This is a genomic window from Fibrobacter sp. UWB13 (genome assembly GCF_900177805.1).
Taxonomy (GTDB): Bacteria; Fibrobacterota; Fibrobacteria; order Fibrobacterales; family Fibrobacteraceae; genus Fibrobacter.
Genome location: NZ_FXAX01000006.1, coordinates 122,750 through 135,438, shown reverse-complemented (window position 1 = coordinate 135,438; position 12,689 = coordinate 122,750). Strand labels below are relative to the sequence as shown.

The following is a 12,689-nucleotide window of genomic DNA, read 5'->3' as shown; positions in this document are numbered from 1 at the left end:
TGATTTTCATGCTGAATTTCAATCGAAATGCGGTCGCGCGGTATTTCACCACCACGTTCATTCGTCAGCAACAAATCAGGTTCAATACTGCGGTGCCCCAGTTCCCCCGGAACATAAGGGTTCACGAGTTTCGGATTTTCAATACGATCCGAACCAACAAGGTTCAGCGCCGCATTAATCAAGTCCGTTGTCAGTGCGAGATTTTTCTCGCTCGCCAGGATTTTCTTGATGCAACCATCGTTAAAAAAGTAGACATTCCGTTTCTCATACTGCTTAACATAGGCATCAGCATCTCCACCCTTTTCCTGAACATTTTTGAGTCCTTTAAGAAAAAGCGCAAATTCATCTCTTGTCATTTTAAATCCTCATATAACGGCAAGGATCATTCCCCACCTATTACATTAACATGCGTTTTTCAAGAAATTATTCCAAATTTTTTTTGATTTTTGCGTAAAATGATTTAAACACAGATAAAAGGCGGTCTTCGCCAAATGATTTCAAACAAATTCTCAACATCAAGCCGGGGCGTTACGGGGGCGGCGTCTGAGCCCCCGTTTCGAAGGGGTGATGGAAGACTTGCCCTGTGTTAAAAATTAACTGGATCCTTCGCTTGCGCTCAGGATGACGAGGAGGGCAAGGCTGCAATCAGGGGGATTCTTCCCCCCCCCCACCAACCTTAACTAGATTGCCGCGTCGCTTCGCTCCTCGCAATGACGTTTTTCAAGCTACATCTCTTGATTTACAGGGCTTTAAAATCACTACATTTTTCGCTCGTATTTTGTTCTTTGTCATTCTTCTAATACTATATTTAGGTTACTATGCAAATTACAAACGCTTCTCAACTTACTGGTGTTTTCCCCGCGTTGTTCACCCCGCTCAAGAACGACGATCCTAAGAACCTTCGCAACTCCATCGACTACAAGAAGATGGGGCAGATGATTGACGATGTTATTGCAGCTGGTGCAAGTGGTGTGCTCCCCGCCGTGACGACGGGCCAGAGTGCAACGGTTTCTCCGCAGCAGCACTTGGATATCATTAAGTTCACGCTCGACTACGTTGACGGTCGCGTTCCTGTGATTGCAGGCGCAGGTTCCAACTGCACGCGCGAATCTATCGAGATGATCGAAAACGTTTTGAAGATTGCTCCGGTGGCAGTCCTCTGCGTCACTGGCTACTACAACAATCCGCCGCAGGAAGGACTCCTCAAGCACTACCAGACACTCAGTAGCGAAACGGGTGCAAAGATTGTTATTTACAACGTTCCGGGCCGTACCTCCAGCTATGTCCATCCGGACACTTTGATCGCTCTTGCCGAAGACAAGAACATCATCGGTCTCAAGCAGGCGGTTGAATTTGGTTTTGGCGAAAAGTTCCACGAAGACACGATGCGCGTCATCAAGGAAACGAAGGGCAAGGACTTCGCTGTGATGAGCGGTGAAGACGGTCTCTTTGCAGACCTCCTTGAAATGGGCGGCACGGGTATCGTGAGCGCAACGGGCAACATCCCGGAAGCTTGCAAGACTTTCGTTGACCTCTACAAGGCTTTCCAGGCTGGCGACAAGGACAAGGCTCACAACTTGCAGAAGGCTGCTCGTGACTACATCGACGCCACGTTCTGCCGCAAGAACCCGATTCCTCTCGGAACGCTCTTCAACAGCCCGTTGTTCCAGCCGCTCGTAAGCGTGAAGGACACGGCTAACGGTGCTGACGCTGTCGCCCGCATCATGAAGCTCATCGACGAGAAGGCCCAGAGCTTGAAGAAGTATCATGTCTAATAGACATGTAGGAAGACTTTTTTAACAGGAGAATCACAATGGCTAAGAATGAAAAATCCGTTATCGACTTGGTCTGCGAACACATCAAGAAGCAGAAGCTTCTTCCGATTCCGGTGCAGACTCTGAACGAAGAAGCCGAAGCTACTCGCTACTTCGGCGGCGACCTCAAGGAATTCTTGGCAGCAGCCAAGACTCTCGGCGCAAAGGGAATCTTCGTTGAAACACTTTATCTGGAAGACGACGAATTCTACTACGACAGCGGCATCGATGACGAAGAATACCTCGCCATGAACGGCGCTGACGGTAGCTGCACTTGCGGCTGCGGTGACAACTGCGACTGCAAGAAGGGCGACAAGAAGAAGTCCAAGAAGGCTGACGACGACAAGGTCGACGGCGTGTTCCTTGAACCGGAAGACCTCGACGGTCTTGACCTCTCCCTCCTCCGTCCGGAAATTGCAAAGTTCCTCGACCGCGTTGGCGAATGCTGCGGCGTGCGCTTGACGGTTCCGGGTGTGGACCACCTCGAAGTCGAAATCTTCGCTGACTGGTACGACGAATTCGCAGAACTCGTGGACGAAGCTTCTGAAATCATCGAAGAAGATCCGAACGGCGCTCTAGAACAGGTCGAAGCCATGTTCAAGGAAGCTGAAAAGGCGGCTAAGGAAGAAGACAAGAGCGTGAAGAAAATCGCTGTTCATCCGCCGAAAAAGAGTGCAAAGTCCAAGAAGTAATCTTCGACTTTAGACAAAGTATTTATGCGAGTTCCGTTTCGGGACTCGCTTTTTTTTGTACGTGAGACGCGCAGCATTTTCCAAAAAATCGCGACATTTCCGACACTCGCAGGCATCACACGAAACTTGTTCAACAAGCAAAAACGCTCCCCGGCGGGGAGCGTTTTTACAGTCTTTAGGAGGAGAGACTTGTTACTTCACAGAGAAGCGCTGCATGTAAACGCCTTGCTTCACCATGTAGATTCCCGCATTCTTGAAGTTAGCCTTAAGCACTTCATTTACAGAGGCACCGGCATCGACCTTCATGTTGCCGAGATAACGGCCCTGCATGTCAAACACCTGGAAGTTGCCGCTCTTGAGTTCCATCTTCGGTGCAGCAATGAGACCAATCGTTTGGCTGCTAGAAGATTCAACCTTTGCTTCAGAAGAGCTAGACACCGGTTCATCCTTTGCCACGTAGACCTTTGCATGCGGGAAGTCTGCCGTACCAGAAACGCCACCGCCATTGCTGCCCGCCTCGCCGAGCACCTTGGCTTCGTAGAGCTTACCCATCGTCATGCCAAGTTCTTCCCACTTCTTCATGTGAGCGGAAATGTTGATGACGCCACAATCACGAGCTTGCTTACGGACGCTGAAATACTGGTAGAATTCGACGTTGCCACTAGACTTGATTGCTGGACCTGTACGAGTGTTGCGATAGACATCGTATTCGGCACCGTCAATCGTGAATGTACCATACTTCTTGTTGCCAACCCAGTCACCCGGGCGGTACTGGCTCAACCAGTTATCGACCACATAGTATTCCACCAACTTGCTCTGCGTTCCCGGCACGCCTTCCATCCAGCCATAGACACCCACATAGGAGTAGTCAGCGCCATTAACATTCTGCTTCACGAGCTTGTATTCAGCAAGCATATCGCCATCAAGTTCCTTGTAGGTCTTGTCGCTATTGAAGGACAGGCCCGAACGGCAGAGATAGTCACCAGCGTTCTGGAAAGAGCAAGACATAGAGCCATCGGAATAGAACGTTGCCGAACCGGACGTTGCACGGTCATACCAAAGTTCATAACCAATTCCGTTGATGGAGCCCACCTTGTTGCCGTTTTCGGTCTTCTTATCGCCAGTGTGCTGAGCATCCTTGCAGAATTCAGTGCTGACAACAGGACCAACGCCACTACCCTTCGAAGAGCTGGACTTTGGCGTTACTGTAGAAGAGCTGGACTTCACAGAAGAGGAAGAAGCCGGATCAGAGCCGTTTTTCACATAGACCTTGGCATGCGGGAAATCCATACGACCATTGCGGACTTCACCATTGACATTACCCGCTTCACCGAGCACCTTGGCTTCGTAGAGCTTACCCATGGTCATGCCCATCTTTTCCCACTGTCTCATGTGTTCGGAAATGTTGATGGTACCGCAATCGCGAGGCGAGGTACGCACGCTGAAATACTGATAGAACGTAACGTTGCCCGAGGATTTAATTGCAGGACCGGTACGAGTGTTGCGATAAACTGTATAGGTACCACCATCAACCGTAATGGTTCCCTTTCGTTCATTACCAATCCAGCTACCAGGCATATCATTGGCAAGAGTGTTATCAATCACATAGTATTCAACCAACTGGCTAGGCGTTCCAGAAACGCCTTCCATCCAGCCGTAAACGCCAATGTAAGAGTACCCAACGTTCTGGGCCGGGCTCTTCACAAGCTTGAACTCGGCAATCATGTCGCCGCCAAGTTCCTTATAGGTTTTGTTACTGCCAAGGGAAAGACCAGCACGGCAGAGATAGTCCTTAGCGCCCGTGATGCTGCAATCCATGGAACCGTCGCTATAGAACGTAGCGCTACCGCCATGACCATTTTCGTCCCAAAGTTCATAACCGATATCACCGATTTTACCAACTTGGTTCGAAGAAATTTTCACGGATTGACCGGAATGCGACGAGTTGCTGCAGAAATCCTGAGCAAAAGCAGTCGTCGCCATTCCCAAAGCCATTGCGAAAACAACGCTAGACTTGGTCACACTAAATGTTTTCATATGATACTCCTCACATTTTAGTTATGCTGAACATAATATATGAGTGACAGATGAAAAAAGACCGACATTAAACAAATGTTTGTTGTTGAAAAAAACAACGACAATAATTTTACATTTGACGACCGCTCGGCTCTCCTGAAATGCAAGACTCCGTACTCGCCTCGCTCTCGCAACCACTCCAGTTCAAAAGAACTGGGGCTTTGTTGCTCACGGCACGACCGCTCGGCATAAAAAAAAGCCTCTTCCCGGGATCTCCAGAAAGAGGCTTTTAATTTTATTTGGGAACTAACGTTCCACTGTTACAAGGTTCACGATTATTCTTCGGTTTCCGTCGGGCCGATTTCCTGCTTTTCAGCATCGTCCTTGACAACGGAATCGTCATCGACTTCAACGCCCTTAACCTTGTCGAAAGTTTCCTTGGCATCGGCGCTATCTTGTTCGATATCTTCGACGCTCGGGAGTGCAGTTGCATCCTTCACGACATCGCCATCGCGCAGCGTGATTGCCTTGACGCCCTGGGCATTGCGGCCCGTGAGGCGGATATCGGCAGCCTTGATGCGGATGACCTGACCATCCTTACTCGTGATGATCAAATCGTAATCGTCAGCAACGCTTTCGACGAACACGGCGGCACCAATCTTGTCTGTAACGTTCAAGTTGCGGACACCCTTGCTGCCACGGCGGGTCACACGGTAAGAACCCGGTTCAGAACGCTTGCCATAACCCTTTTCGGTGATGGTCAAAATCTTGTTGCCGGCCTTGAGCCACAGGAGCGAAATGACTTCGTCGCCTTCGGCGAGCGTAATGCCCTTCACGCCGTGCGTGCCACGACCCATAGCGCGGAAGCAGCTAATCGGGAACGTGACGGCCTGACCGTTCTTAGTCGCAATCATCAAAAGATCCTTCGGAATCGGGCGGTTGGCGAATTCTTCAGCATCGCCAGATTCAGATTCTTCGGCAATAGCGGCTTCGGCAGCCTGAGCTTCAGCGGCGTTTTCAACGGCTTCTGCGGAATCGTCGTCAGAAGCATTCTTGCTCGCTTCGTATTCTTCGGCAGACATGCCCACGAGCTGAACCTTGACCAATTCATCGTCTGCGTCGAGGCTAATGGCATTGACGCCAGCCTTGCGCGGACGGCTAAAGAGCGTGAGGTCCATCTTGTTGATGATACCCTTCTTGGTTGCAAACACGAGGCAGAAGTAACCACCGAACTTGCGCACCGGCACAATCGCCTGCACCTTTTCGCCTTCCGTGAGAGCGACAAAGTTCACAATCGGGCGGCCCTTGCCATTGCGGGCGCCTTCCGGCAAGCGGTAGACCTTCGTCCAGTAGACACGACCCTTGTTCGTGAACACGAGCAGGTAGCTGTGCGTGCTAGCCGTGAAGATCTGTTCCACGTTGTCTTCGTCCTTGAGGCCTGCACCGATGATGCCTTTACCACCGCGGTTCTGAGCCTTGAACGTATCAATCGGGAGGCGACGGATGTAGCCTTCCTTACTGAGCGTGATGACCTGTTCTTCTTCGGCAATGAGGTCTTCGTCATCGCTATCGTCAATAGCTTCGCCAATCGTCGTGCGGCGTTCGTCACCATACTTGTCAACAACAGCATCGAGCTTCTGGAGCATGATGGCAACGCGGCGTTCGCGTTTTTCCAAGATGTCCTTCAAGTCAGCAACTGTTGCAATGAGTTCGTTGTATTCGGCTTCCAACTTTTCAATGTTCAAGCCGACCAACTGAGCAAGGCGCATATCAACGATGGCCTGAGACTGGATTTCATCGAGCGAGAAGCGGTCCTGCAAGCTCTGCTTTGCAATTTCGGTCGTCTTGCTCTGGCGAATAATCTTCACGACTTCGTCGATGTTCTGCGTTGCGATTCGCAAACCTTCAATGATGTGGAGGCGAGCTGCAGCCTTCTTCAAATCGAACTGCGTTGCACGCGTAATCACATCGAGGCGGTGGTCAATGTAGACCTGCAAAAGATCCTTGAGCGTAAGGAGCTTCGGGAGGTTATTGACGAGTGCCAAGTTATAAATGCTGAACGTCGTCTGGAGTTGCGTGTACTTGAACAAGTTATTCAAGACAACTTCACCAACAGCATCACGGCGAAGTTCAATCACAATGCGGATGTCACGGCTCGATTCATCGCGGATGTCCGTAATGCCATCGATACGCTTGTCGCGGACGAGGTCTGCAATCTTCTTGCAGAGTTCGGCCTTGTTCACCATGTATGGGATTTCGGTGACGATGATACGCGGTTTGCCCTTTGCATCCGTTTCAATTTCGGTACGGGCGCGCACACGCACACGGCCATGACCCGTGAGGTAAGCTTCGCGAATGCCAGAACGGCCACAGACAATAGCGCCTGTCGGGAAGTCCGGGCCCTTCACATATTCCATGAGGTCTTCGCCAGTCAAGTCTGGATTTTCAGCCAAAGCATGGATAGCGGCACCGACTTCGCGCAAGTTGTGCGGAGCCATATTCGTCGCCATACCTACTGCAATACCCGATGTTCCGTTCACAATCATGTTCGGGAGCGCAGACGGGAGCACCAGCGGTTCTTCGAGCGATTCATCGTAGTTCGGGCCCATGTCGACCGTCTCTTTTTCGAGATCTTCGAGCATAAGGGCGCCAAGGTTGTTCATCTTCGCTTCGGTATAACGCATGGCAGCCGGGCTGTCACCATCAATAGAACCGAAGTTTCCCTGACCAAACACCAGCGGATAGCGCAACGAGAAATCCTGCGCCATACGGGCAAGAGTATCGTAAACAGCAACGTCACCATGCGGGTGGTACTTACCGATAACATCACCCACGATACGGGCGGACTTGACCGTTCCCTTATTCGGAACCACGCCCAACTTGTGCATACTGTACATCACGCGGCGGTGCACGGGCTTAAAGCCATCGCGCGCATCCGGCAATGCACGAGCGACAATAACGCTCATCGAGTAGCGAAGATAGCAGTCCTGCATGTCTTGTTCGACAAGACTCTTGAACTGCGATCCAGGTACCATTTCTTCTGACATTAGTTAACCTCAAATTAGTGGGAAGTAAAATCATCACTTCCCAGCATTTCACTTATCACTTCTAAACTTTTTTCATCGGTCTGGTCTATGCGGTGCGGTGTGATTGTCGCATAGCCCTTATCTAGCAAGTTGTCGTCCGAACCCTCAGGAGCCTTCGACCACAGCTTTTCGCCATCCAAAAACCACAAGCCATCCTTGTGATCATAGTGATCGGTAAACATTCCACTGTCCATCGTACAAGCCTTGAATCCAAGGAATTCATCGTCCTTGACTTTCGGGAAATTCACATTCCAGAACACGCCCTTGGAAATTTTCTTGAACAGGTTCTCAGAAACAATCTTGCGTGCAAAATCAATCGCCACCTGCAACAGGTTGCCTTTCAATCCACGCAGCGAAAGCGCCACCGCAGGCACACCCCAAAGGGCGGCTTCACGAGCACCGGCAACCGTCCCCGAATAAAGCGACGACACACCGGAATTTTCGCCCACATTGATTCCCGAAAAACACACATCAAAGCCTTCGGGAACAATCGTGTTATCATCAAGTCCGTAATTGGCAAAATGCCCTATGGCAAACTTTACGCAGTCCGCAGGAGTACCCGAAACCGAGAAAACCTCATACGGCCAATCCACGTTTCCAGAGACAGTTTCGACATGCAGAACACGCAATCCGCGACGAATCGTAAAGGCGTGACCAACACCACTCTGCTCGCCTTCAGGCGCAAAAATATAGACATCGGAAACCTTGCTCAAAGCAAGAGCAAGAGCATGCAAGTTGACACTACCAACGCCATCGTCGTTAGTGATTAAAACCCTAGTTTTCCGTATTTTTTCCATTTATACGAAATTTAGAAAAATGGGTGGAAAAACTGTTTCAAAATCCCTAAAAACACTCGTAAAAAAGCCTTTTTTTAGCCGTTTAAAGGGTAATTTTCTATCATTGAAAACATGTACACAGAACCTAAATTTTTAGCCATGAAAGAGCCCTCAAAATTCAAGAGGCTTGCTGAACTTTTACGAGTAATCATCTTGCAATTAGGCGACGATGTTCCCCGCGCCCGCCGTGAATTCGAGACCTACACCGAATGGCTCCACCTGCCCGAATCCGAGAGATTGACAGGCAAAAACCAAGCGCAAATGATTGACTTGTACAAGACGTTCCGCACCCGCGCAGGGCTTGGCTTTGAACGCGACGTGTACTTGGAACAGGAACCGGGTGACCGCGAAGTCGCAAACGAGAAGCCCATCCAATTCGCCGTGCTCGTGCACAATTTGCGCAGCGCATTCAACGTAGGTTCCATCATCCGCAGCACCGACTGTTTTGGGCTCGAAGGCGTGCACCTCAGCGGCTACAGCTGCAGCCCCGACCACGTGACCGTCAAAAGCGCAGCCCGTGGTTGCCAGGAATGGATCCCCATCAAGCGCTGGGACAGCCCATTCGACTGCATCAAATGGCACAAGGAAAACGGCTACGAAATCATCGCCCTTGAAACCGGCGAAGACATCCCGAGCATAAACAACGTAACATGGCCGGCAAAAGGGCTCATCGTCCTCGGCAACGAAGAACTCGGCATCGCCCCAGAAATCATGGCCGAAGCGACCATGAAAGTCACCATTCCGATGGCAGGTCGCAAAGCGAGCATGAACGTTGCCGGCGCATTCGCCATCATGGCATTCTGCCTCCGCAGTAACGCGAAATAAAAGCGATACACTTAATAGCAAAAGCCGCAGCATCAAAGCTGCGGCATTTTTGCATTCTGTCATGCCCGTCCCGGAACGACCATCGGGCACCACCTTTCTCTTACTTACTTCGCCGGAGCAAGCGCCTTCACTGCATCGGTCAAGCGGTCAATAGCCTTGATAAGTTCATCCATCTTGGCATCGCTTACGCCACCGGCAATGGCAGCAGCCGTCGCATTTGCAGCCGTTTCAACAGCCTTTGCAGCAACCGGAGCAGCGCTCACCGGGACCTTACCAAACCAGATATCCGGCCAGCGGTCGTTGCCACTATTGTACGTGATACGCGTTGCCGTTTCAACCGGTTCGCCAATCTTCCAAATATAGAGTTCGTAGTCGAACAAATCGTGGTCGTGGCCCTTGTCGGTTGCACCCCACACAAGCCACTTGCCATCCGGCGAGAGGCGCGGGAAGTATTCATGACTGCGACGACCCGGCAAGTCCATCAGCTTCACGTTCTTCGGGATACCAAAGAAGCCGACCTTTTCTACCTGTTTGCCGTCCTTAGCCGTGAACCACAAAATTTCACTCGGAGCAGCCGTACCACCGTTACCCGTGGGGTTTACACGGTAGAGCTTTGAGCCATCGAAATTCCAGTCAATCTGGCAACCGTCGCCGGACTTGGTCCAGGCGTTCTTAGCCAAATCCCACACGCCCGTTTCTCGCATCGAACCGCGAAGCGTAATCGCGAGGTGCTTGCCATCCGGACTCATGTTCGGTTCCTGCAAAATCACGCCAGCCTTCTTGAACGCTTTTTCGCCATCAAGCACAAGCGTTTCCTTTTTGCTCGCGAGATCCATCGTAAAGACCTTGCCGGCACGGCTAAACACAATGGACTTGCCATCCGGGCGCCAAGTGCCCCAAGTTGCATTTTCGACAATCTTCGTTTCGTTCGTACCGTCAATACCGACAGTCCACAAATCCCACTTTTCCGGGTAATTTGCATCATTTTCAGGAACCCAACCAGCCTTGCTACGGTTAAAAAGCACTTTCGAGCCATCTGGAGCGACACGCGGGAACCAGTCTACATTATTGCTCTTGGTCAGCGCACGGGCATTCGTTCCGTCAGCATTCATAATCCAAATATCATGGAGAGAATTCGCACGGCTCGTAGACCAGACAATAGCCCCTTCGAGCTTACCCTTCAGGGCATCGAGAGCCTTCTGTTCTTCAGGAGTCGGATCCACAGATGCACCCATCGGAGCGCCCTGTGCAGCAAAAGCAGATGCGGCCAAAAAGCCAATCGCAGAAATCAACACAAACTTTTTCATAATCATACGTAAAAGATAGTAACACGAGAAATAAATATTTCAAAACCCAAGTTCAAGAACGCATCATCTAGGCAATCGTATCCGAGAACACAAAGGGAACATTTAAAACTTACGAAAATCTGTTTTTTATTACGAAAACGAAATGTCAATATAGATTTACAATCCGAGGAAAGATTATGAAGTTTCAAGTTTTTAGATGCTTACTATTGGCAGGCATTCTTGCCACTGCATGGAATTGCTCCGAAAGCGCAGCAACTCAAGATTCTGCATCAAATAAGACTTCAGACCTCCAAATTCCGCAAAATATCGTCGTTAGCGAACCCAGCTACTTCTACCAGCTCGGGGCTAACTACTACGTTATCGCCCCCAAGACAATGACCGTCAGCGACGGTTCCGGGAACGTCATCGGCACGTTCAACACCTCCACAGGCGCCATCATGTCGCTCTCCGGCGAAATCATCGCCATCAACCTGGACTTGAGCAAGCTCCCCATGATTGCCCCAACGGTACCATCCAAGGACTTGATCGCCGTTGACCTGGACTCCTAGCAATTTTTATATTGCAGTCCATGAGTGACGCTCTCGAAAAACGCATCAAGAAACACATCATCGGAAAACCGCACCGCTTTTTAGCCGTTTCTCCGCTTGGTTTCGAACAAACTCTTTCGAGAGAATTAGAAATCATTTTAGGCGAAAGCGCAACGGAACAGCCACACGCCACTGGGGACGGCAAAGTCGAATTTGCCACAAAACTCACTGAAGCGTGGAAAGTCGTCGCTGTAAGCCGCATCGCAAACCGCGTGCTCATGGAAGTCGCCAGTTTCAAAGCCGAAAACTTCCGCGAACTCGAAAAGAAAGCAAGCGAAATTCCTTGGGAACTTTACCTTCCGTGTCATCCTGAGCGGAGCAACGCTAGTTGCGAAGTCGAAGGATCTATAAACATCCACGTTACTTGCAAGCATTCCCGCCTGTACCACAGCGACGCCATCGCCGAACGTTTATATAAAATAATAGAAGGGGTAAGTGTCCCCCTCGCTTCTGCCGACACGGCATCCGCTACCCCCTCTGCGGGGACACCCCGCAACGCCCCGTCGCAATACGAGAATCGCAGCATTCAACAAAATCTCTACGTCAACTTTCTTGACGACCGCTGCACCATCTGGCTTGACCTCGCCGGCGAAGAACTCTACAAGCGCGGTTTTGAGCGATTCGTGAACGACGCTCCGCTCAAAGAAACCATCGCCTCCGCGATGATTTTTGAAGCAATAGAGATCCTTCGACTTCGCGCTCCGCGCTCCGCTCAGGATGACACAAGCCATCCGCGAAGCATCACCCTTATCGACCTCATGTCCGGCAGTGGCACGTTCAGCCTCGAAGCCGCCTGCATTGCAAACAAAATCATTCCCGGCACATGCCGCGATTTTGCACTAAAGCACCAGCCCGCCTTCAAAGAAGCCACCTGGAATTTTATAACGCGAAGCGTCACCCAGAACGATACAAGAGGCGATACATCAACATCCGTCACCCTGAACGAAGTGAAGGGTCCAGTAAAGTCTTACAATGCGACAAAGCATCCCATCATCGCAAAAATCCTCACGAGCGACATTTCCGAACGCGCGGTAAACATCATCAAGCACAACATCGAATGTAGCCCGCTCGCACAAATCGCGCCGAACGAAAACACGCCCACAATTACTCCGCAACTCCACGACTTTTTCAGCTACACCGCCAAAGAAATTGCAGATGCCTGCGGCGACTCCTCGCCCATTCTCGTGCTAAACCCACCCTACGGCAAGCGCCTCGATTTTGACGCCCCAAAGCTTTACACGCAAATCGGCAAAAAGCTAACGGAACTCGCCCGAGACTTACACCATTTGGGCAAAACGCTCACAGTCGCCATCCTCGCCCCGAAAGATGACACCCGCGACGGCGCCAAGTACACCTGCACAGCAAACCTTTTGCGCGAATGCCCCGCCCTTTCGAGAGAACATTCCACAACCGCCAAGGTCATCCAAACAAGCCATGGTGGCTTTAGCCTCAACGCCTTCTTTGCAACAATCTAGGCGCCTCGCCATTTTCATCACAAGAATTAATTTTCTAACTTATAACCGAAA

10 protein-coding genes are annotated in these 12,689 nt (G+C 50.7%); 5 read left to right on the top strand and 5 right to left on the bottom strand.

All coding sequences use genetic code 11. The features are described 5' to 3' along the window. Positions 1-356 (bottom strand): hypothetical protein (locus B9Y77_RS15585; RefSeq protein WP_139829343.1); only part of this gene is annotated, 356 nt, incomplete at its 3' end. 462 nt (positions 357-818) lie between these two features. On the opposite strand from B9Y77_RS15585, the gene dapA reads away from it, so the two are divergent. After that, on the top strand, positions 819-1,775 hold the full coding sequence (gene dapA, locus B9Y77_RS15580; protein WP_085492322.1) for a 4-hydroxy-tetrahydrodipicolinate synthase: 957 nt from the start codon (positions 819-821) through the stop codon (positions 1,773-1,775). 38 nt (positions 1,776-1,813) lie between these two features. Then, complete coding sequence (locus tag B9Y77_RS15575; RefSeq protein ID WP_085492321.1) at positions 1,814-2,506, top strand: hypothetical protein; 693 nt, start codon at positions 1,814-1,816, stop codon at positions 2,504-2,506. A 192-nt stretch (positions 2,507-2,698) separates the two neighbouring features. Here the strand turns inward: B9Y77_RS15575 and B9Y77_RS15570 are convergent, their stop codons facing one another. The 3 genes from B9Y77_RS15570 to surE form a co-directional block, all read right to left on the bottom strand. Continuing rightward, positions 2,699-4,543, bottom strand: a complete 1,845-nt coding sequence (locus B9Y77_RS15570; protein ID WP_085492320.1) for a glycoside hydrolase family 11 protein — start codon at positions 4,541-4,543, stop codon at positions 2,699-2,701. 314 nt (positions 4,544-4,857) lie between these two features. Continuing rightward, the gene (gyrA, locus tag B9Y77_RS15565; protein ID WP_085492319.1) at positions 4,858-7,569 is read right to left on the bottom strand and encodes a DNA gyrase subunit A; all 2,712 of its coding nucleotides are present in this window, start codon (positions 7,567-7,569) and stop codon (positions 4,858-4,860) included. Between the two features lie 14 nt (positions 7,570-7,583). Beyond that, positions 7,584-8,405 (bottom strand): 5'/3'-nucleotidase SurE, encoded by an 822-nt coding sequence (gene surE / locus B9Y77_RS15560; protein ID WP_085492318.1) that lies wholly within the window; start codon positions 8,403-8,405, stop codon positions 7,584-7,586. A 138-nt stretch (positions 8,406-8,543) separates the two neighbouring features. On the opposite strand from surE, the gene B9Y77_RS15555 reads away from it, so the two are divergent. After that, positions 8,544-9,269, top strand: a complete 726-nt coding sequence (locus B9Y77_RS15555; RefSeq protein WP_254900080.1) for a TrmH family RNA methyltransferase — start codon at positions 8,544-8,546, stop codon at positions 9,267-9,269. Between the two features lie 104 nt (positions 9,270-9,373). Here the strand turns inward: B9Y77_RS15555 and B9Y77_RS15550 are convergent, their stop codons facing one another. Continuing rightward, on the bottom strand, positions 9,374-10,582 hold the full coding sequence (locus B9Y77_RS15550) for a TolB-like translocation protein (protein WP_085492316.1): 1,209 nt from the start codon (positions 10,580-10,582) through the stop codon (positions 9,374-9,376). A gap of 170 nt (positions 10,583-10,752) precedes the next feature. On the opposite strand from B9Y77_RS15550, the gene B9Y77_RS15545 reads away from it, so the two are divergent. Then, a complete protein-coding gene (locus B9Y77_RS15545) occupies positions 10,753-11,124 on the top strand; it encodes a hypothetical protein (protein WP_085492315.1) in 372 nt (123 codons plus the stop codon). Positions 11,125-11,144: 20 nt separating this feature from the next. Continuing rightward, complete coding sequence (locus B9Y77_RS15540) at positions 11,145-12,638, top strand: THUMP domain-containing class I SAM-dependent RNA methyltransferase (RefSeq protein WP_085492314.1); 1,494 nt, start codon at positions 11,145-11,147, stop codon at positions 12,636-12,638. The last annotated feature ends 51 nt before the right edge of the window (positions 12,639-12,689 follow it).

What these genes read in the sequence shown, in the direction of transcription:
- dapA (WP_085492322.1), top strand. Translation starts at nt 819, where the DNA reads ATGCAAATTACAAACGCTTCTCAACTTACTGGTGTTTTCCCCGCGTTG.
- B9Y77_RS15575 (WP_085492321.1), top strand. Translation starts at nt 1,814, where the DNA reads ATGGCTAAGAATGAAAAATCCGTTATCGACTTGGTCTGCGAACACATC.
- B9Y77_RS15570 (WP_085492320.1), bottom strand. Translation starts at nt 4,543, where the DNA reads ATGAAAACATTTAGTGTGACCAAGTCTAGCGTTGTTTTCGCAATGGCT.
- gyrA (WP_085492319.1), bottom strand. Translation starts at nt 7,569, where the DNA reads ATGTCAGAAGAAATGGTACCTGGATCGCAGTTCAAGAGTCTTGTCGAA.
- surE (WP_085492318.1), bottom strand. Translation starts at nt 8,405, where the DNA reads ATGGAAAAAATACGGAAAACTAGGGTTTTAATCACTAACGACGATGGC.
- B9Y77_RS15555 (WP_254900080.1), top strand. Translation starts at nt 8,544, where the DNA reads ATGAAAGAGCCCTCAAAATTCAAGAGGCTTGCTGAACTTTTACGAGTA.
- B9Y77_RS15550 (WP_085492316.1), bottom strand. Translation starts at nt 10,582, where the DNA reads ATGATTATGAAAAAGTTTGTGTTGATTTCTGCGATTGGCTTTTTGGCC.
- B9Y77_RS15545 (WP_085492315.1), top strand. Translation starts at nt 10,753, where the DNA reads ATGAAGTTTCAAGTTTTTAGATGCTTACTATTGGCAGGCATTCTTGCC.
- B9Y77_RS15540 (WP_085492314.1), top strand. Translation starts at nt 11,145, where the DNA reads ATGAGTGACGCTCTCGAAAAACGCATCAAGAAACACATCATCGGAAAA.